The sequence below is a fragment of the Brevundimonas sp. TWP2-1 genome (genome assembly GCF_049897645.1).
Lineage (GTDB): Bacteria > Pseudomonadota > Alphaproteobacteria > Caulobacterales > Caulobacteraceae > Brevundimonas.
Genome location: NZ_JAFCWR010000002.1, coordinates 1,072,950 through 1,091,699, shown reverse-complemented (window position 1 = coordinate 1,091,699; position 18,750 = coordinate 1,072,950). Strand labels below are relative to the sequence as shown.

The following is an 18,750-nucleotide window of genomic DNA, read 5'->3' as shown; positions in this document are numbered from 1 at the left end:
GAGACAAGGCGGGGACGGACCGGCGTCAAGAACTAAACGACTGGCCCCACCGCAATCGCGGTCCAACGATCACGAGGAAATTGAAAAAGAGCTACGCCAGAGCGAGCCAGAAAACAGCGATGGTTCGGATACTTGCTCCCCAGACGTGAAATCCGCAATGATCAACACACCCTGAAAATCTTCTTCGGTCAAGGTCGTCCAATCATCACGTCAATCCGCTTGACTGGCCATCGCAGCGGTGCAAAAAATATAGTATGCATGCTTAATGAGCGCGCAGACATAACGAATAAAAAAAGGCGGGTGAGGAATAATTACGTCTTTACGATGCGCGAACAGGCGCTCGGGAGACGGCATCCGAACATGCCTTCTTGTTGATTGGTGATGCTAAAGGGAGGTGCCGATGACGATCCAAGTGGTGTTCATCGATTCGGCGGGCGAGCAACGCGAGGTCTCGTCCAGCGACGGCCAGTCTCTGATGGAGGCGGCGACATTGGCGGGCGTGCCGGGAATCGATGCGGATTGCGGCGGTGCGTGTGCGTGCGCCACGTGCCAGGTTTATGTGGATTCCGATTGGCTCACGCGAATTCCGGCGGCCACCGAGGGCGAAACGAGCATGCTCGAGTTTGCCGCTAACCGGCAGGATAACAGTCGCCTTGCCTGCCAAATCCGGCTTACGCCAAAACTTGACGGCCTGACAGTGACTACTCCACAATTCCAATTTTGATTGAAATAAGCGCTTCCTGTTTGAGGCGCGAACCGGATAGCAACATGTCTCTTACCGAAAAACCCACGGAAACCGCAGATCGAAAGGTCTTTTATGAAAAGATCGACCGCGGTTCCTATACTGCGCTTTGGACTGTGCTTTCTAATATAATCACGCCCGAGCCGAAGAGTGGCTGCGTCCCACATCTTTGGCGCTTCGATGAGGCAAGATCCTACTTGCTGGAAGCAGGCGGGCTGATCACAGCGCGAGAAGCTGAGCGGCGTGTACTTGTTCTCGAGAATCCGGGACTGCGCGGCCAGTCAAGGATCACGACCTCCCTTTATGCGGGCCTGCAGATTGTTATGCCGGGGGAAGTGGCCCCCGCGCACCGTCACAGTCAGTCGGCCCTTCGCTTCGTGCTGGAAGGCAGCGGCGCACATACCTCGGTCGATGGTGAGCGAACAGTGATGCAGTTTGGGGATTTCGTCATCACCCCGCACGCCGCCTGGCATGACCACGGCAATGACAGTGATGAGCCGATGATCTGGCTGGACGGTCTCGACATCCCGATTGTGTCGGTCTTTGACGCGTCATTCGCCGAAGAGCATCTTGAGGATCGGCAGCGCATCACGCGCCACGTTGGGGACAGCGCCTGGCGTTACGGTGCCAATATGCTGCCGGTCGGTTACAAGTCAACCAAAGCAACGTCGCCGATCTTCAACTACCCATACGCGCGGTCGCGGGAAGCCCTTGATCACCTGTTGAGACAGGGAGAGATCGACCCCCGCCATGGGTTCAAAATGCGCTACATCAATCCGGTGGACGGCGGCTGGGCCATGCCGACGATTTCGCCGTGTCTTCAACTCCTTCCAAAAGGGTTCAAGACGCAATCCTACCGCTCGACGGATGCGACAATCTTCGTAATCACCGAGGGCAGTGGCCGTAGCGTGATTAATGGCGAGACGTATGAATGGGGTCCAAGGGATTTGTTCGTCGTGCCGAGCTGGCACACGGTCACACATGAGGCAGACGGCGAGGCGGTCATGTTCTCATACTCAGATCGCGTCTGCCAAGAGAAGCTCGGGCTTTGGCGTGAGGACCGCGGGAACGAGGCGCCGCTCAACGCATAGTCAGCGGGCCGGTCCGGAAGGCGCTGGATGCGCCTGCCGATACTTGTAGATCCTACCCACAAATTGGAGATCAAGCCATGAAACATGAACTGCTCACGGTCGATGACGTAAAGGGATGCTGGGCAATAATGCCCACGCCTTCCAAGTCCAACGCCTCGGACCCCCGGGCAGAGAACACTGTTGATCTGGACGAAACCGCACGTGCGGTCGAAGCCCTCATCACCTCGGGTGTAGATGGTATTCTTTCGCTTGGCACACTCGGCGAAGGCGCAACCACAACCTGGGAGGAGAAGCGCGGGTTCATGCAAACGTTGGTCGAGGCGGGACGGGGCCGCGTTCCTATATTCGGCGGTGCAACCGCGCTCAATACCCGTGACTCCATCACCATGACAAAGACCGCCCGCGAGATCGGGCTTGACGGGGTGATGCTGGGGCTTCCCATGTGGGTGCAGCCCGACGTGTCGACAGCGGTACAGTTTTACAGAGATGTGGCCGAAGCCTGCCCGGATATGGCCATCTGTGCCTACGCCAATCCTGAGGCGTTCAAGTTCGATTTTCCGCGTGCGTTCTGGGCGCAGGTGTCTGAAATTTCACAGGTGGTTTGTGCAAAATACATCAACACGGCCGCGCTTTATGCCGACCTGAACCTGACCAGGCGACGCATACGTCTCATGCCGCTCGATGTGGACTACTACGCCGCCGCCCGCCTCGATCCCGAAAACTGTACAGCGTTCTGGACGAGTGGTGCGGTTTGCGGGCCGACCCCCGTCATCCAGCTCCGTGACCTCGTGGCCGAGGCGGTGAAAACCGGCGATTGGACCCGTTCGAAGGCACTGACCGATAGAATTGGCCAAACCTATCGAACGCTCTTTCCAAACGGTTCATTCAAGGAGTTCTCGGTCTATAACATCGGTATTGAGAAGGCCCGAATGGATGCGGCCGGGTGGATGGTGGCAGGACCTTGTCGCCCTCCTTATCATCTGGTTCCCGAGGCGATCCTGGAGGGAGGGCGGGAATCCGGGCGGCAATGGGCAAAGCTCGCCAAAGAACTTGAGGCGGGAACCTCCAAGTGACTGGCAGGCAGCTTGATTTCTATTTCGACTTCATGAGTCCGTTCGCATACTTGGCCTTTCACAAGGTGCCGGCGCTCTGCAGGCAGTATGGTCTGGAGTTTCGTCCACATGTTGTGAATCTGCCCCAGTTGAAACTCATGGCGGGCAATACGTCGCCCCCAAACGTCACACTTCCTTTGAAGATCCGCTATCTGACCAAGGATCTGAGCCGCTGGGCCGAGGAATATGGCGTGCCGCTAATATTCCCTATGTCTCTTGCGTCAGAAAAACTGAACAAGGGCTTCCTGTATGCATCGGGTAAAAGCGAGGGCGAAGCTTTCATCCGTGCGGCCTGGGACCGGGTTTGGGGACAAGGTGCCGATCCTGCAGATCCAGCGCTGTTGGACGAGCTTGCCGGCCGCTTTGGCTGGAGCGCGGAGGCACTTTCAGCCTGGGTCTTATCAGATGACGCTACTGACGCCTACGGCGCCAGTACGCAGGCTGCCCATGATGCGGGCGTATTCGGCACGCCTACCATGATCGTGGGAGAACAGATGTGGTGGGGCAATGATCGCCTCACGTTTATGGAAACATCCCTACAGCACTAGTTTAGACATTAACGTTATTCATCTAGAAGGAGACATAAATTGGCGCTTCAAAAGCTTTCGCACGCGCACTTGAAGGTCAAGAACCTCGAGGAATCGATAAGATTTCACTCGGATGTTCTGGGTCTGGAGAAGATCGACGAAAAGGATGGTACAGTTTACCTTACATGCGGCACCGATGGAACTTTCGATGTTGCGGTAACCGAAGGCGGTTCCGGGGTGATCAGTTTTGCTATCGCGGCAGATGATGAGGAGGACCTCAAGCACTACAGCAAGCGCGTGTCCGATGCTGGAGTGCCGGTTCGCGAAATGAGCGATTGCGATCCAGGCGTTGAAAAGATTATCGAATTCGACCTGCCGCCGCAGGGCCAGAAAATGCAGATTGCCTTGCTACGCTCCGAAGCGCGAAAGCATTATTACAATCCAGCTTCTCGAAACGCCAACCATCTGAGCGGTCTGGCGCCGCTTGACCTCGACCACATCACGCTGCGCGTCGGACCAGATGCAACGGCGACAATCGATTTTCTCCGCGACCACATTGATTTTTACGCTTCGGACATCGTTGAGTTCCCCGGCGGTCAAGGGCGTCTTGCGGCTTGGATGCATGTCGGGGACTACCATCATGACGTCGCAATGTTTGCCGGGGCACCACACGAAACGCTCGACCATCTAGCATGGACCATTCCTAACATCGAGTACATGAAGCTCATGCTCGACCAGGTGGCTCGAGGTGGAATCCAGACAGAGGCAGGTCCGGGCCGCCACGGTGTGGGTTCAAACCTGTATTCCTACTTCTTCACCCCCGATGGCAATCGCTATGAGTTGTCGGGAGAAATGCCCCGCTGCGTAGACCGAAAGGCAGGTCCGTATATTTGGCAAGCTGACCAACCCGGCATTTTCAGTTCGTGGGGCGCGCCTTTCCCAGAGAGCTTTAAAGTGGGTTCCTAATCAAGGACAGCGCTGCGCCAATCGCGCAGAGGGACAATCTGCGGATGTACAGGGGCAGAGACATCGCCGTCCGAAATCATGGCTGGAGAGGCATACATGGAACGCGTTGTCATCATAGGCGGCGGATTGGCTGCGGTATCCGCCGCGAAAACGTTGCGTACAGAGGGCTTTGAGGGCGCTTTGACTATGGTGTCGGAAGAGCCTTGTCTACCATACGATCGTCCACCGCTTTCAAAGGCGGTTCTCCAAGGTGCCGCTGATTCCCAGAGTATCTGTCTGCTCACCGAAGAGGCGAGGCAGAAACTTGAGATCGAGCTTCGTATCAACTCGCGCGCCGAGACAATTGATCGCGTCGCGCAGATGGTCCGGCTTTCAACGGGAGACTCCCTATCCTATGATCGCCTGCTGATTGCCACCGGTAGCCGGGCTCGAATCCTCGACGGGCCATTCGCCGGGAAGGCGAATGTCTTTTATCTCCGCACCATTGCTGATGCGGAGCGCCTACGCGCGCAGATGGTGCCGGGACGGTGTCTTTTGTCGATAGGCGCCGGTTGGATCGGGCTAGAGGTCGCAGCGACCGCCCGAAAAGGTGGGATGAAGGCTGTGGTCGTAGAGTTGGCCCAGATGCTCTGCGGCCGAAGTTTGCCAATGGAGGTCGGCATGGCTCTGGGGGATGTCCACCGTATCAACGGTACCGAAGTCTACCTGAACACCTCGATCAGGGCGGTGGGTGGAGAAGGTCGGGTTGAAAGCGTGACGCTTTCTAACGGCGAAACGCTGGCGGTCGATATTGTGGTTATCGGGATCGGGGCGGTAGCCAATGATTCCCTCGCCGAGGAGGCCGGACTGGAAACCGATAATGGCATTGTCGTGGACCAATTTCTAAGGACGACCGATCCGCTGATTTTTGCTGCAGGTGACGTGGCGGCGCAGCGTGTTGATGGCGGCAGACCCGTGCGCAGGGAGTCCTGGGCCAATGCGCAGGACCAGGCGGCGGCGGCGGCCCGCAACATGCTGGGGCACGACAAGCTCTATTCGATCAACACCTGGTTCTGGTCCGACCAGTACGACCTCAATATCCAGATGATCGGGGTCAATCCGGCAGAGGAAGGAGCCATGCTCTTAAGGAAGGATGAAGGCCGGTCTTTCACTCGCTTTTCGGTCGTCGACGAACGACTGGCAGGCGCGATCTGCTTTGACAGGCCGCGCGAAATGGCAGTCATCCGCCGCCTTATCTCAAAGGGTTACAGCGTGACAGACGACGCTTTGACCACCGTGCGAGACCTTCGCGAACTACTTTGAGGACTCCGGTAAGCGTAGCCGTGCGGCATCGCTGCAGATTACGTAAATAGATAAAAATCAGGGAGGAAAACTATGCGTCAGATTTCTTACTTAGCCGTGGTCGGCGCCGGTCTAGCTTTCGCTCAGAGCGGTATGGCTCAGGCACAGGATGCCGATCACAAAGACTGGTACCTACGGGGAGGGCCCGTGGGGATATACTTCAGCCCTGGCGCCGAACTGGATGTCGCGGGTGCTCCGTTACCGGGTGCCGACGTATCGGTAGAAGACAACTATTCCGTCAGCTTCGATGTCGGATACCGGATTACCGACGAATTGTCCGCCAGCTTCACTTTCGGCGTCCCGCCCACCGCAGAGATTCGTGGGGATGGAAGCCTGGCCGGAGCGTATCTAGGAGACGTGACCTATGCCCCCGCTATCCTGGCGTTGCAGTATCGCTTCCCGACTCAGACGACTAAGTTTGAGCCTTATGTCGGGGTCGGCATCAACTATACAATCATTCTCGATGAGGAAGGTCAGGATGTTGCCGACTTCGAAGTGGATAACGCTTGGGGCACCGTTCTTCAGACTGGTTTCGAAAGCATGGTCACCGATCGAATGGGGGTCTATTTTGACGTGAAAAAGATCTGGCTGGAGTCAGATGTCAGGGGCACATTGGGCGTCGGTGGCCCGCCGGCGTCTGGAAAGGCGACGCTGGATCCGCTCCTAGTCGGTGCCGGGGTGGTCTGGCGTTTCTGAAACACTCGTTCCACCATTATGTTCGCTAATCGGTCAAGCTCGTTCTCGAAAGGTCATAGATTGTGACAATGGACCTCTATTATATTCCGGCTGCCTGCTCTCTAGCTGCCCACATTAGCTGCCTGGAGGCCGGAATTCCCACAGCATGCCATTTAGTTACGAGGGGGCCGACAGGGAGCAAGGTCGAAGGTGAGGATTTTACCAATATCAATCCGCTTGGTTTGGTGCCCACCATCGTTGATGGCGACATGACGCTTACTGAAAGCGCTATCGTGCTGCAGTATATCGCAGACAAGGCCAATGGAAAGCTTGGCAAGGTAACAGGGGATGATCGCTGGAAGCTGCTTGAAACTTTGAACTTTCTGGCTACCGAAGTCCATAAGTCGCTAGCCCCGCTGTTCCGTCCAGATCTTCCGGTTGAAGCCCGCTCCTTCTTCATAAATTTTGCAATGGGCCGAATGAGCGATACACAGAACCTTATCGGTCGGGCAGGATACCTCGTCGGGGACAGCTTCACTGTCGCCGATGCCTACCTCTTCACCCTCCTCGGCTGGTGTACCTTCCTCAAGTTCGACATGTCACCTTGGCCAAAGCTTGAGGAATACGCCAAACGGATCGGCGATCGCCCTTCCGTCCGGCAGGCACTCAAGGAGGAAGGGTTGGTATAGAATGGTACCGCGGCGGGCTTGTAGGGATTCCACCATCAATATCTTGGAGCCATGTCAGCCAAGACCAAGCGGCGGCCTGATACTCAGCGTTTGTTAGGCCTCTCAGCTCATTTTGAGCAGTAGGCCGTGCCTCTTTCCGATCGCGCAGTGGGCTGGCCTGTCGCGGTCAGGCTCTCAGCATAAGCCTGAGGAATAATGTAGCCCATCAACAAGCGCGGGTGCCTGCGATCTAGTCGTTCGCTAAAGCCGTCAGCTTCTGCCGTGCGGGCGACAGGTCGAATAACGCTGTCTCGTTCGACATTTAGTGGCACATCCTGCCGGAGAACGCTTCCACGAAGCAGTTCCGTTTGGGCTTGCCTGGCGTGTTGCACTGGCACGCGACCGCCAGGCTGACTTAGCCAGGCTGACTTAGCCAGGCTGACTTAGCCAGGATGGCGGTCGAGGTGGCGACCTGCCCGCTTCCTGATCCCTCGGTTTGAGTGAGAGCCCGTCAACCTCAAGGAGACGGACATAAAGAAGAGCAGGTTCACCGAGGCGCAGATCATAGGGGTGCTGCGCGAACAGGAGGCGGGCGGTGCGACGGCGGAGGTCCGCCGGCGGCACGGATCAGCGAGCAGACCTTCTATCGGTGGAAGGCCAAATACAGCGGGATGAGCGTCTCGGACGCCCAGAAACTGAAGGCGCTGGAGGACGAGAACCGACGGCTGAAGAAGCTTCTGGCGGAGTCGATGCTGGACGTGTCGGCGTTGAAGGATCTCCTGGGAAAAAACTTGACGTGACCCCCGTTTCTCATCCAGCGATAACGAGAGTCCTTGGGCGATCTGAGCTGGGGTTGGTGGGGTTGGCAATAGGCCGGTCTGCGCAGCTTTCAAGTCGGGCAGCAGGCCGGCCGATGTCTCCGATGAGTGCCTTTGCGTAGGCCTCGTGGGTCAGCCATCCCAGCTTCGAGTGCGGCCGGGCTTGGTTGTAATCGCGCCGCCAGGCTTCGAGCACGACCCGGGCGTGCGGCAGGGAGCGGAACAGTGTCTCGTTCAGCAGCTCGTCGCGAAGGCGGCCGTTGAAGCTCTCGTTGAAGCCGTTCTGCTGAGGCTTGCCCGGCGCGATGTAGTGCCAGCCGACGGCCGCATCGTCAGCCCAGGCCAGGATGGCGTTCGAGGTCAACTCAGTGCCGTTGTCGCTGACGATGGTCTCCGGACGCCCGCGCTGCTGGATGATGACGTTCAACTCGCGCGCGACCCGGCCCCCCGACAGCGACGTATCGGCCACCAGCGCCAGACACTCGCGGGTGCAGTTGTCGATCACGGTCAGAATGCGGAAGCGGCGGCCATCGGTGAGCTGGTCGGACACGAAGTCCAGCGACCAGCGCTGATTGGCGACCAGCGGTGTCTCCAGCGGACGTCGAGTGCCCATGGCCCGCTTTCGGCCGCCGCGCCTGCGCACCGTCAGCCTCTCCTCCCGATAGATCCGCTGGACCCGCTTCCTGTTGACCGCATGGCCCTCACGCCGGAGCATCACGTGCAGGCGTCGATAGCCGAACCTCCGGCGCTCCTGGGCCAGGGCCTTCAACCGGTCGCGCAGGGCACCGTCGTCCGGCCTTGTGGCCCGATAGCGAACGCTCGCCCGATCGGTGCCCAGCACCCGGCACGCCCGCCGCTCGCTCATCTCGTAGACCGACTGCAGGTGCGCCGCCGCTTCTCGATGCGCAGTGGGCGTCACCACTTTTTTCCCAAGAGGTCCTTCAGCGCGACGTTGTCCAGCATCGCGTCCGCCAGCATCCGCTTCAGCTTGGTGTTCTCGTCCTCCAGCGCCTTCAGACGCCGGGCCTCCGACACGTCCATGCCGCCGAACTTGGCTTTCCTATTGTAGAAAGTTGCCGAGCTGACGCCGTGACGCCGGCAGACCTCCGCCGTCGCAACGCCGGCTTCCTGCTCACGCAGGATCCCGATGATCTGCTCTTCCGTGAACCGTGATCGCTTCATCTGTCCGTACTTTCGAGGGGCGGACTCTAGCTATTCCTGGAGGAGTTTCAGGGGGGCACGTCAAACTGACCGGGCCCGCCATTCGCCACGAACACGCTCCGGTCGCATTTCATGCTCGACAACGGTTGGATTACCTCACTTGAGCGCCTGTTACAGCCGTGCAAGATCGACGTTAGCCTATAGCCGTTGTCGTGTGCTTGGCCGGGCACAGGCCCCCTCGGCCGGTTCGATCGTAAAAGGCAGGAGCCCGCTCGCCGAGAATAGATAGCGGACGGAGGCGACGAAGTCACTGTTCCCTGAATCAAACTGCGTCCGGTTGCTGTAAGGGTGCTGCATTTCGGAACGCGGGGAGCGCATCCGCTGCGTCGAATATGCGTGCTATTGTGGGCCAACGTCCCATCTCGATTACGAACCGTCGGTTATTCAAGACTTGGGCGTAGACGCAGCAATCGGCGAGACCGGGCGTGTCGCCGTGGCAGAAACTCCCGGTGCGACTATCTTGCGCCAGCATCTTCTCGAGCGGGTCGAACGTGGTTTCGACCCAGTAAGTGAACCATTCTTTCTGAGCGCCGTCGTCGGCTCCGAATTGCTCGCCTAGGCGAGTCAGAACTCGCAGGTTGTTAAGGGGGTGGATCTCGCAGCCGATCATGTAGGAGAGCGCTCGCACACGAGCGCGTCCGTCTGCGTCCTCTGGTAACAGCCTGGGCCCAGGTTGGGTTTCTTCCAACCATTCGATGATTGCAAGCGACTGCATCAATGGTTCTCCATCGTCGCGCTCGAGAACTGGCACGAGGCCTGCTGGGTTCAAGGATAGAAACTCTGCCGTACGAGTTTCCCGGTTTCTTAGCGCATAGGAGACATAGTCATAAGCGATGCCCTTGAGGTTGAGTGCGGCGCGAAGTCGCGTCGATGCGGAGGAGCGGAAAAAATTGTGGAGCCGAAAGTTCATCGGGTAAATCCGGGTGAGCGGGGCCCAATGGTAGTTGTGATCTCTCCCAAGCCATCGATCGAGATTACGCAGACATCGCCCACGTCCATCGCGCCGACCCCAGCCGGTGTGCCCGTCATCACCAGATCACCGGGCCGGATTTCAATCGAACGCGACAGAATCGAGACGATCTCGGGGACCGACCAGATAAGGTCCAAGAGATCGGCGCTTTGCTTGACGACGCCATTCAGCATTAACCGGATTGATCCGCGCTCCGGCGTGCCGACCGGCGTGCCGGGATGGATGGCGCCGATTACCGCCGAGCGGTCAAAAGCCTTGCCCCAGTCCCACGGACGTCCTGCTTCGCGAGCAGCAAGCTGCAAATCCCGCCGGGTCAAGTCATTGCCGATCCCATAGCCGAAGATGTGGTCGCGCGACCGATCCTCTTGAATATTGGTGCCGGACTTACCGATGGCGACGACCAGCTCCGCCTCGTAGTGAAAATCCTGCGTCTCTGGCGGATAGGCGACGATCCGTCCATCCTCGACAATGGCATCGGCGGGCTTGGTGAAAAAAAACGGCGGGTCCCGATCTGGATCCTTGCCCATCTCTTTGGCGTGGGCGGCGTAGTTTCGCCCCACGCAGAAGATCCGACGCACGGGGAAACGTTCAGCCCGTCCGGCGACTGGCAGACTGACCACAGGGGGTAACGGGAAAGAGTATTTCATCGATGCTACCGTTTCTCTCGTGATGATGGCGTGTCAGCGTGGATGCATTGAACCGAATCCACCCCGCAACGTCCGACCTCAGTCGGAGCGACGAAGAGCCGAGAAGGATCGAGGCGCAAGTTCCGCCACCTACGACTGAACCGCATCGGATCGATCGAGGGCTGTCTAAATCCTCGAGTTGGCCATATCCGTCCGTCATTCGACAGCGCGGATAACGCGGCGCTGGTTGGCGACGACAGACCGCGCGCAGAACCCGTCCGCATCCCGTTGATTCCCTTCAGAAGATCTGATCCGCCGACAACATCCTGCGCCAGAAAGGCATTTATTGTAAAGCATGCTTCTTTTGTTGCCTGGGGATTCGTGGGCTGCTAAAATGACCTCGCCTGTCGCCTTCGAGACAAGGCGGCCACAGAAGCCAAAGGGAGGAACCAAGATGCGAGATACGACAAATTCGAGCGTTGCCGGCGCATACTCAAATGCCGATATTCTGGCGATGGTCGACGAGGAACAGGGCCGGTACGACCCTAAGATTTACGTCGATGAATCCCTTTACCGCCTGGAGCTGGAGCGCATCTTCGCGCGCACTTGGGTTTGTATGGGACACGAGTCCCAAATCGCGAGTCCGGGTGACTTCACAACAGCTTATATCGGCGAGGATCCCGTCGTCGTTGTTCGGCAGAAAGACAGCAGTATCCGGGTGTTCTTGAACCAATGCCAGCACCGCGGCATGCGGATTTGCCGCGCGGATTCAGGGAATGCTAAATCGTTCACCTGCACCTACCACGGCTGGGCGTACAATCAGGGCGGCGATCTCGTCAGCGTGCCAATGGAGAAGGAAGCCTTCGGTGGCTGCCTGAACAAGGCTGAATGGGGGCCGAAGCAGGCACGAGTCGAAACCTACAAGGGGCTCATTTTCGCCAACTGGGACACCGAAGCGCCCAGCCTTGATGAGTACCTCGGAGATGTCAAATTCTACATGGACATCATGCTCGACCGCTGTGAGGCCGGAACAGAGGCGCTGCCCGGCATCCAAAAATGGGTCATTCCCTGCAACTGGAAGTTCGCGGCAGAGCAGTTCGCCTCGGACTCCTACCATGCTGGAACAACCTCACACTTGTCTGGTATCATGGCGGGTGTTCCTGAGGACGTTGATATTACACAGGTCGCCCCGCCCACGGAGGGCATGAACGTCCAACTCGAAAATGGTCACGGCTGCGGCCTTTTTCTGCGCAACCCGATGTTTTACATGACCATTCTTGGCCCAAAGGTCACCGAGTACCTGACGAGGGGGCCGGCCTATGAGGAGACTGTGAGTCGGTTGGGACAGGGCCGAGCGGACGTGAACCTTTGCCATTGCAATGTTTTCCCGAACCTTTCCTTTCTTGCAGGCATCAATACAGTCCGCATGTGGCAACCTCGGGGTCCCAACGAGATCGAGGTCTGGACCTTCACGGTCGTGGACAAAACGGCGCCGCAGGAAATCAAGGACGAATGGCGCCGCAACGTGTCTCGTACGTTTTCTGCAGGCGGCGTGTTTGAGCAGGACGATGGCGAGAACTGGTGTGACATTCAGCAGGTCTTGCGCGGTCATATTGCTCAGCGTCAAAAGTTCAACATCGAGATGGGTTCCCATACGGTCTCGACGGAAAACTCAGAAGGATTTCCTGGGCTGAGTTTCGCCTACACCTACAGCGAGGAATCGGCGCGCGGCCTCTATCGCTATTGGACGCAGATCATGACGGCACCGGATTGGCCGTCGATAAACCGGATCCAGCAACGCCCGCTCGCCGCAGAGTAGGTTCGACCCAGCGGTTGAACTCCGCTTAGTTATCAAACGTCTGCTGGCGAGTGTCCGCAGATACTTGTGCAATGAGGGACGAGAGAATGCTCAACGACAATTTCAAGACGGCCTTCGAACATAAGCCCAAGGCCGTTACTCTGGAACTTCAGCAGGAAATTCAACAGTTTCTGTACTGGGAGGCCAAGCTTCTAACGGATCGCCGCTACAAGGAGTGGTTCAGCCTGCTGGCTCAGGACATTCATTACTGGATGCCGATTCGTTCCACGAAAATCATGCGCGAGGTGGCGCAAGAGTATACGGACGAACAGGGTTTCGCTCACTTTGATGATAACTGGGGAACGATGAAGGGTCGAATCCGAAAAATTTTATCGGATGTCGGCTGGTCGGAAAACCCTGCTTCGCGCGTGCGTTATGTGATTGGCAACGTCATGGTGGTTCCAGAGAGCGACGAAACGATCAACGTTATCTCTGCCTCGATTGTCTATCGGACGCGGCAAGAGCGACAACAAGACGTGTTCGCTTGCGAACGCCGTGACGTTCTGCGTCGCGTTGAAGGAGGGGCTGGCTTCGAGATCTCGCGACGCACGATCCTGATAGATCAAAGCACGATCCTTTCAAACAACCTGAGCTTTTTCTTTTGAAGGGATAGGTATGGCGTGGACTAAGGCATTCCCTTCGGCCGATGTACCAGAGGGAGAGATGAGACTTTTTGATGGCGGTCCTGAGCCGATCCTAGTTTGTCGTGTCAATGGAGAAGTACATGGCGTGCAAGATACGTGCACCCATGATACTTGGTCACTTGCCGATGGTTTCATCGAGGACGGAGTAGTGGAGTGCAGCCTTCACTTCGCGAAGTTCTGCGTGAGGACCGGAAAAGTGCTGGCTTTGCCTGCCTGCAAGGCACTCAAGGTCTACCCTGCAAAGGTCGAACGGGATTACATTTATATCGACTGCTGAAAGTCGAATAACAAAGTTGGGGAGGAATTACTAATGCAACTAAAAGATCAGGTGGCTCTCGTGACGGGTGGGGGGTCCGGCCTTGGACTAGCCATCGTCGAGAGATTCGTCGAGGAAGGCGCGCGCGTCGCAGTCTTCGACCGGTCGCAGGAGCGTATCGAGGAGGTCACTCGACAATTTGGCGACAGGGTCGTCGGAATCGCCGGTGATGTTCGTGATATAGATGACAATCATCGCGCGGTTGACGAGTGTCTAAAGTCCTTCGAGAAACTGGATACCTTCGTCGGTAATGCGGGCATCTGGGACTATTCAAAATCTTTGATTTCCACCGACGATAGAGATCTTTCATCCGCTTTCGATGAGATGTTTGGCATCAATGTCAAAGGCTATGTCTTGGGTGCCAAAGCGGCGCTACCTGCTCTCTACAAAACCAAGGGGCACATGATCTTTACCGCCTCAAACGCCTCGTTTTATCCCGGCGGCGGTGGCGTACTCTATACGGCAACGAAACATGCGGTTGTCGGAATGATTAAGCAGATGGCTCACGAGTTCGCACCATACGTGCGGGTGAACGGGGTCGCCCCGGGCGGCATTGGCGGGAGCAACCTCTCTGGATCCAGCGCCCTAGCGCAACAGGGCGTCAAATTTTCCGACATTCCGCTGGATGATTTGATGAAACAGATGCTGCCGCTCGAGCGCGCATTCAAAGCCCACGAATATGCCGGTGCCTATGTGTTCCTTGCAAACCGCCGTGACAACACGCCGGGCACGGGTGGAGTGCTAAACTTCGACGGCGGTATCGGTATGCGCGGCTTCGCATCTCCGAACATGGGCGTGCAACTCTCTGAGAAGTTCGACCCAATCGAGCCGTAAGCAATAACTCCTTCAGCGTCGCCTAAGCTTCATAATGGAATGTTCCTTAGCCCTGTTTGAGCCACTCGTGGCCTCGGGCCGAGGATACAATCAAAAAGGGACATGGAATGAACGTTCAGCTGTACATCGACAACGAGCCCCGGAACGCAGTAGACAATGCCACATTCGAGCGCCGCTCTCCGGTAACTGGCGAGGTCGTGGCGCAGGGATCTGCGGCAAAGGCCCATGATGCCGTGGCGGCGATTGAATCTGCCGAGCGGGCGTTTGCCTCGTGGTCTCAGACGGGCCCTGGCCTGCGGCGAGCCCTGCTCATGAAAGCCGCTGAAGAAATCGAGAAGCGTACGGAAGATTTCGTGCGCGCCATGAAGGCGGAGATCGGAGCAGGTGATCTTTGGGCGCGCTTCAACGTCATGCTCGCGGCAAACGTATTCCGAGAGGCCGCCGCTATGACGACCCAAATTCAGGGCAATACGATACCCTCGGATAAGCCTGGGACGCTGTCGATGACGCTGCGCCAACCGGTGGGCGTGATCCTGTCAATCGTTCCCTGGAACGGACCAGTCGTTCTGGCCGCTCGGGCGATCGCCTATCCATTGATGTGCGGCAACACGGTCGTTTTTCGCGCGTCGGAAACCTCGCCCAAGACCCATGTGCTCGTTGCTGAAGCTGTTCATGCGGCAGGGTTTCCGGCCGGAACGCTCAATTTTGTGATGAATGATCCCAAGGACGCTCCAGAAGTGGTTGAGGCGATGATCGCGCATCCAGCTGTGCGGCGTGTCAACTTCACTGGATCAACGCATGTGGGGCGGATAATTGCTGCTGCATGCGGCCGCCATCTGAAGCGCAGCCTGATGGAGTTGGGCGATAAGTCGCCCGTAGTGGTCCTGGAGGATGCGGATATCGATAGCGCGGTCAACGCGACCATCTTCGGAGCGTTTCTTTATCAGGGACAGATCTGCATGACGACTGAGCGCGCCATTGTGGATGAGTCCGTCGCTGATAACTTCGTCCAAAAGCTGGCGGCGCGGGCTGCGAAACTCGAGGCGGGTGACCCTCGCACCCAGGCATCGTGCGCCCTTGGCCCGATCATCAGCCAGGGCGCCGTTGACAGGCTGAACGAGTTGATGGCCGATGCAGTTCAAAAGGGAGCAGAAATTCGCTCTGGTGGCCGCGCGGACAGTACACTTATGGCACCGACCGTACTTGACCGAGTGACCGCTGAGATGCGCATCTATTCAGAAGAAGCCTTCGGACCGATTTTGCAGGTGATCCGGGTCAATGGCGCAGATGAAGCTGTGCGGGTCGCCAACGACACCGAGTACGGGCTGTCTGCAGGCGTCTTCGGCACCGACATGACCCGCGCGCTCGACGTCGCGATGCGCATCCAGACGGGTGCCGTCCACATCAACGGCTCAACCGTTTCCAATGAAGCTCAGGCACCCTATGGCGGAACCAAAGGCAGTGGTTGGGGGCGGTTTGACAGTACGGCCGTGATTGATGAATTCACCGAGCTGAAGTGGATTTCGATCGAGCAGCCTTTGCAACCCTACCCGCTGTAAAAGAGGGTCAAGACCGGGCGGATGACATCGTGCAGATTGACCAGCATCGGTCACGGGGGTCTGTTCGATGACATTCCTGATGTTTTGATCAGTTGATGATCTAGAATGTGGTGATAATGCGGCGGATTGCGGCCGAGCTGTTGCTGTGTGATTGGTGTTGCTGGACCTGACTGCCGTTTCTCAGTACGCCTTAACGAGAGTGCCGGGGTGATCTGGGCCGGGGTTGATGTAGATGGCAATAGGCCGGCCGGTTGGTCCGAGTAGCGGTTCGACGTAGGATCGGGCGTCAACCATCCCAGCGTCAAGGTAAGCGCTGTTCGGCCTCACCCTTTAGTGCGGGTGCTGGCGGTCTATGATGACTATTACATTGGGGGTGATCCGCCTCCATTCTCTGGAGCACCCGGAGCTGGAGTTTCCCGGCCCAAGTCAGGGTGACAGGCGGGCTGTGTCACCCGGATTCATCAACGCGATCGGCGGCTTGTTGCCGATGGCCCCATGGGCCCGGACCTCGTGTAGTCTCTGCGCCAAGCCTCGAACTTTTCGGCCGCATCCGCAAGCGTCAGGAAGCAGTGGGCGTTCAGACACTCGGCCCGTAAGCGGCCGTTGAAGGCTTCGATGAAGGCATTGTCCGTGGGCTTGCCGGCCTGGAGAAGTCCAGGGTGACGCCGCGGGCATAGGCCCACAGGTCTAGGTTCCGGGAGACGAACTCGGTCCCCTGATCGACCCGGATCGCATTCGGATAGCCCAGCTCGGCACAGGCGCGGTCCAGCGCCTCGACCACGTTTTATGACCGGTATGTGAACCGGGGATCGATCACCGGCGAAAAGCGACTGAAGCTGTCCACAACCCTCAAGCCCCGGATCTTGCTACTCGTCGCCAGCTGGTCGTGGAGAAAGTCCATGGCCCATGTTTCGTTGGGCTGAGTTGCCTCACAGCGATCCTCGCGCAGCTTGGCCTTCAACCGCCGCTTGGGCGTCCTGTTGCGCAGCTGATGGCCCAATACATTGTAAATCCGGTGGATTTTTTTAATGTTGATCCGCCAGCCTTCGCGTTCCAGTAGCACGTGCACCCGGCGATAGCCGTAGCGTACGCGCGTCTCGCTGATCGCTTTGATCCGGGCTTCGAAGCCGGCCTGGTCGGGGCGACGGGATCGGTAGTGATAGCTCCACGTGCCTCTCTCCAGAACCCGGCACGCCCGCCGGATCGACGCCCCAATCACCCCGATCACCCTCCACCAGCTCGCGCTGCGACCAGGCCTCGGAGCTTTCGGCGGATCACGTCCTGTAGCATCTCCCGGTCCAGCGACAGGTCCGCCACCAACTTCCTCAGCCGCCCGTTTTCGTCCTCGAGCTGCTTCAGCCGCTTCATCTCCGTCGGCAGCAGGCCGTCGTACTTCTTCTTCCAGTTGAAGTACGTCGCCTGCCTGATCCAGGGCCCGCCGGCAGATCTCCGCCACCGGCACGCCGTCCGCGCCCTGCTTCAGAATGAACGCCTTCTGGGCGTCCGAAAATGCTGATGCCTTCATGGTCTTCCGCTGATTCCCAGCAGGGAAATCTCAGCAGAAAACTCTAACGTCCAGTGATCCAGTTTCCCGGAACAGATCAAAAGCCACATCCTCCTCTCGCGTCAGGGCTGCGATAGTCCGCACACTCACGCTTGACTCCGTCGTGCTACGGAACTTGGGGGCGGGCCTCCGGTTTCAATGTCACGGAGGCTGCAATGACCAAGACCGCCATCATCTATCGCATGGTGATGCCCGACCACACCTGCCCCTGGGGGCTCAAAGCCCGTCACCTGCTGAAAAGCCGGGGCTATCGGGTCGAGGACCACTGGCTGACGACCCGCGAGCAGACCGACGCCTTCAAGGCCCAGTACGGCGTGAACACGACACCCCAGGTCTTCATCGACGGACAGCGGATAGGCGGTCACGACGACCTGCGTCGCAACCTGGGCCTCAAGGTCCGCGACCCCAAGGCGACGACCTATACGCCGGTGCTGGTCGTTTTCCTGACGACCGCCGTCATGGCCTCAATGCTTAGCCTTGTCATCTACGGAACCCCGCTGACCGGGCGGGCGGGCGAGTGGTTCATTGCGCTGTCTATGATGGTGCTGGGGATGCTGAAACTCCAGAACATCGAGAGTTTCTCGTCCATGTTCCTGAATTACGACCTCTTGGCCAAGCGCTGGGTCCCATATGGCAAGATCTACCCCTTCGCGGAGTTTGGAGCGGGCGCACTGATGGTCGCGGGCGTGCTGACCTGGCTGTCGGCGCCCGTCGCCCTGGTCATCGGAGGCATCGGCGCGATCTCTGTGTTCAAGGCCGTCTATATCGACAAGAGGGAACTGAAATGCGCCTGCGTCGGCGGCGACAGCAATGTGCCTCTGGGTTTCCTATCGCTCACCGAGAACCTGATGATGATCGCCATGGCGGTCTGGATGGCGGTGATGTCACTCGGCGTCGGCCCGAGGGCAGTCTAATAGATCATCGCCCACAACCGCCCTCTATGGATTAAATCCCTGCGTCTGGGCGCCGGTTGGCTGCGGCGATCATTCTGTCTGGCTCGGCGGTCCGGAAGAAGGGCTTGGGCTGCTGAATGTCGTCCGACGAAGCGGTTGACGGCGGCCGGGAGAGCGACGACGCGTTGAAGTCGCAACGGGCGAGACGACGCTTGGAAAGGATGGGGACAACGCCCTTGACGGCGTTGGGCCCGGCGCCGAGGTCGGCGTGAAATGGAGCCTCCATTGTGGGCGGCGCTTCAGCCCGTCGATCACCCAGGGGTGT

17 protein-coding genes and 2 pseudogenes are annotated in these 18,750 nt (G+C 58.2%); 15 read left to right on the top strand and 4 right to left on the bottom strand.

The annotated features are described in order from the left end of the window. The first annotated feature begins 400 nt into the window (after positions 1 to 400). From ACP7BH_RS15760 to ACP7BH_RS15720, 9 genes and pseudogenes are all read left to right on the top strand, one after another. Positions 401 to 724 (top strand): 2Fe-2S iron-sulfur cluster-binding protein, encoded by a 324-nt coding sequence (locus tag ACP7BH_RS15760; RefSeq protein ID WP_425986788.1) that lies wholly within the window; start codon positions 401 to 403, stop codon positions 722 to 724. Positions 725 to 768: 44 nt separating this feature from the next. After that, positions 769 to 1,833 carry a gentisate 1,2-dioxygenase gene (gene gtdA, locus ACP7BH_RS15755; protein WP_425986786.1) on the top strand — a complete coding sequence of 355 codons (1,065 nt, stop codon included), beginning with the start codon at positions 769 to 771 and terminating at the stop codon, positions 1,831 to 1,833. A gap of 77 nt (positions 1,834 to 1,910) precedes the next feature. Beyond that, complete coding sequence (locus tag ACP7BH_RS15750; RefSeq protein WP_425986784.1) at positions 1,911 to 2,906, top strand: dihydrodipicolinate synthase family protein; 996 nt, start codon at positions 1,911 to 1,913, stop codon at positions 2,904 to 2,906. Continuing rightward, on the top strand, positions 2,903 to 3,493 hold the full coding sequence (locus ACP7BH_RS15745) for a 2-hydroxychromene-2-carboxylate isomerase (RefSeq protein WP_425986781.1): 591 nt from the start codon (positions 2,903 to 2,905) through the stop codon (positions 3,491 to 3,493). Before ACP7BH_RS15750 ends, ACP7BH_RS15745 begins: the two co-directional genes overlap by 4 nt. A gap of 39 nt (positions 3,494 to 3,532) precedes the next feature. Further along, positions 3,533 to 4,438, top strand: coding sequence for a VOC family protein (locus ACP7BH_RS15740; RefSeq protein ID WP_425986779.1), 906 nt, complete (start codon positions 3,533 to 3,535; stop codon positions 4,436 to 4,438). A 96-nt stretch (positions 4,439 to 4,534) separates the two neighbouring features. Next, positions 4,535 to 5,740, top strand: coding sequence for an NAD(P)/FAD-dependent oxidoreductase (locus tag ACP7BH_RS15735; protein WP_425986777.1), 1,206 nt, complete (start codon positions 4,535 to 4,537; stop codon positions 5,738 to 5,740). Positions 5,741 to 5,812: 72 nt separating this feature from the next. Then, positions 5,813 to 6,475 carry an OmpW/AlkL family protein gene (locus ACP7BH_RS15730; protein WP_425986775.1) on the top strand — a complete coding sequence of 221 codons (663 nt, stop codon included), beginning with the start codon at positions 5,813 to 5,815 and terminating at the stop codon, positions 6,473 to 6,475. A 68-nt stretch (positions 6,476 to 6,543) separates the two neighbouring features. Next, on the top strand, positions 6,544 to 7,143 hold the full coding sequence (locus ACP7BH_RS15725; RefSeq protein ID WP_425986772.1) for a glutathione S-transferase C-terminal domain-containing protein: 600 nt from the start codon (positions 6,544 to 6,546) through the stop codon (positions 7,141 to 7,143). Between the two features lie 510 nt (positions 7,144 to 7,653). Continuing rightward, positions 7,654 to 7,916, top strand: a pseudogene (locus tag ACP7BH_RS15720) (transposase); the annotation flags it as partial. 16 nt (positions 7,917 to 7,932) lie between these two features. On the opposite strand, the gene ACP7BH_RS15715 reads toward ACP7BH_RS15720, so the two are convergent. The 3 genes from ACP7BH_RS15715 to ACP7BH_RS15705 form a co-directional block, all read right to left on the bottom strand. Beyond that, a protein-coding gene (locus tag ACP7BH_RS15715) for an IS3 family transposase (protein ID WP_425986769.1) occupies positions 7,933 to 9,122 on the bottom strand; the annotation gives its coding sequence in 2 pieces (ribosomal slippage) (positions 7,933 to 8,864 and positions 8,864 to 9,122; 1,191 coding nt in all). Positions 9,123 to 9,423: 301 nt separating this feature from the next. Beyond that, a complete protein-coding gene (maiA, locus tag ACP7BH_RS15710; protein WP_425986766.1) occupies positions 9,424 to 10,071 on the bottom strand; it encodes a maleylacetoacetate isomerase in 648 nt (215 codons plus the stop codon). Beyond that, entirely contained in the window at positions 10,068 to 10,709 is a 642-nt protein-coding gene (locus ACP7BH_RS15705; RefSeq protein ID WP_426029304.1) for a fumarylacetoacetate hydrolase family protein, read from the bottom strand. Before ACP7BH_RS15705 ends, maiA begins: the two co-directional genes overlap by 4 nt. 502 nt (positions 10,710 to 11,211) lie before the next feature. On the opposite strand from ACP7BH_RS15705, the gene ACP7BH_RS15700 reads away from it, so the two are divergent. The 5 genes from ACP7BH_RS15700 (at position 11,212) to ACP7BH_RS15680 (ending at position 15,968) form a co-directional block, all read left to right on the top strand. After that, complete coding sequence (locus tag ACP7BH_RS15700) at positions 11,212 to 12,576, top strand: aromatic ring-hydroxylating dioxygenase subunit alpha (RefSeq protein ID WP_425986762.1); 1,365 nt, start codon at positions 11,212 to 11,214, stop codon at positions 12,574 to 12,576. Positions 12,577 to 12,662: 86 nt separating this feature from the next. Beyond that, positions 12,663 to 13,220 (top strand): aromatic-ring-hydroxylating dioxygenase subunit beta, encoded by a 558-nt coding sequence (locus ACP7BH_RS15695; protein WP_425986760.1) that lies wholly within the window; start codon positions 12,663 to 12,665, stop codon positions 13,218 to 13,220. A 10-nt stretch (positions 13,221 to 13,230) separates the two neighbouring features. After that, the gene (locus tag ACP7BH_RS15690; RefSeq protein ID WP_425986758.1) at positions 13,231 to 13,536 is read left to right on the top strand and encodes a non-heme iron oxygenase ferredoxin subunit; all 306 of its coding nucleotides are present in this window, start codon (positions 13,231 to 13,233) and stop codon (positions 13,534 to 13,536) included. Positions 13,537 to 13,569: 33 nt separating this feature from the next. After that, a complete protein-coding gene (hcaB, locus tag ACP7BH_RS15685) occupies positions 13,570 to 14,409 on the top strand; it encodes a 3-(cis-5,6-dihydroxycyclohexa-1,3-dien-1-yl)propanoate dehydrogenase (RefSeq protein ID WP_425986756.1) in 840 nt (279 codons plus the stop codon). A gap of 107 nt (positions 14,410 to 14,516) precedes the next feature. Beyond that, positions 14,517 to 15,968: an aldehyde dehydrogenase gene (locus tag ACP7BH_RS15680; RefSeq protein ID WP_425986754.1), complete on the top strand. Its 1,452-nt coding sequence runs from the start codon at positions 14,517 to 14,519 to the stop codon at positions 15,966 to 15,968. 426 nt (positions 15,969 to 16,394) lie between these two features. On the opposite strand, the pseudogene ACP7BH_RS15675 reads toward ACP7BH_RS15680, so the two are convergent. Beyond that, positions 16,395 to 17,493: pseudogene (locus tag ACP7BH_RS15675) on the bottom strand (IS3 family transposase). A 194-nt stretch (positions 17,494 to 17,687) separates the two neighbouring features. Here ACP7BH_RS15675 and ACP7BH_RS15670 point away from each other — a divergent pair. Beyond that, positions 17,688 to 18,446: a glutaredoxin family protein gene (locus tag ACP7BH_RS15670; protein ID WP_292078826.1), complete on the top strand. Its 759-nt coding sequence runs from the start codon at positions 17,688 to 17,690 to the stop codon at positions 18,444 to 18,446. The last annotated feature ends 304 nt before the right edge of the window (positions 18,447 to 18,750 follow it).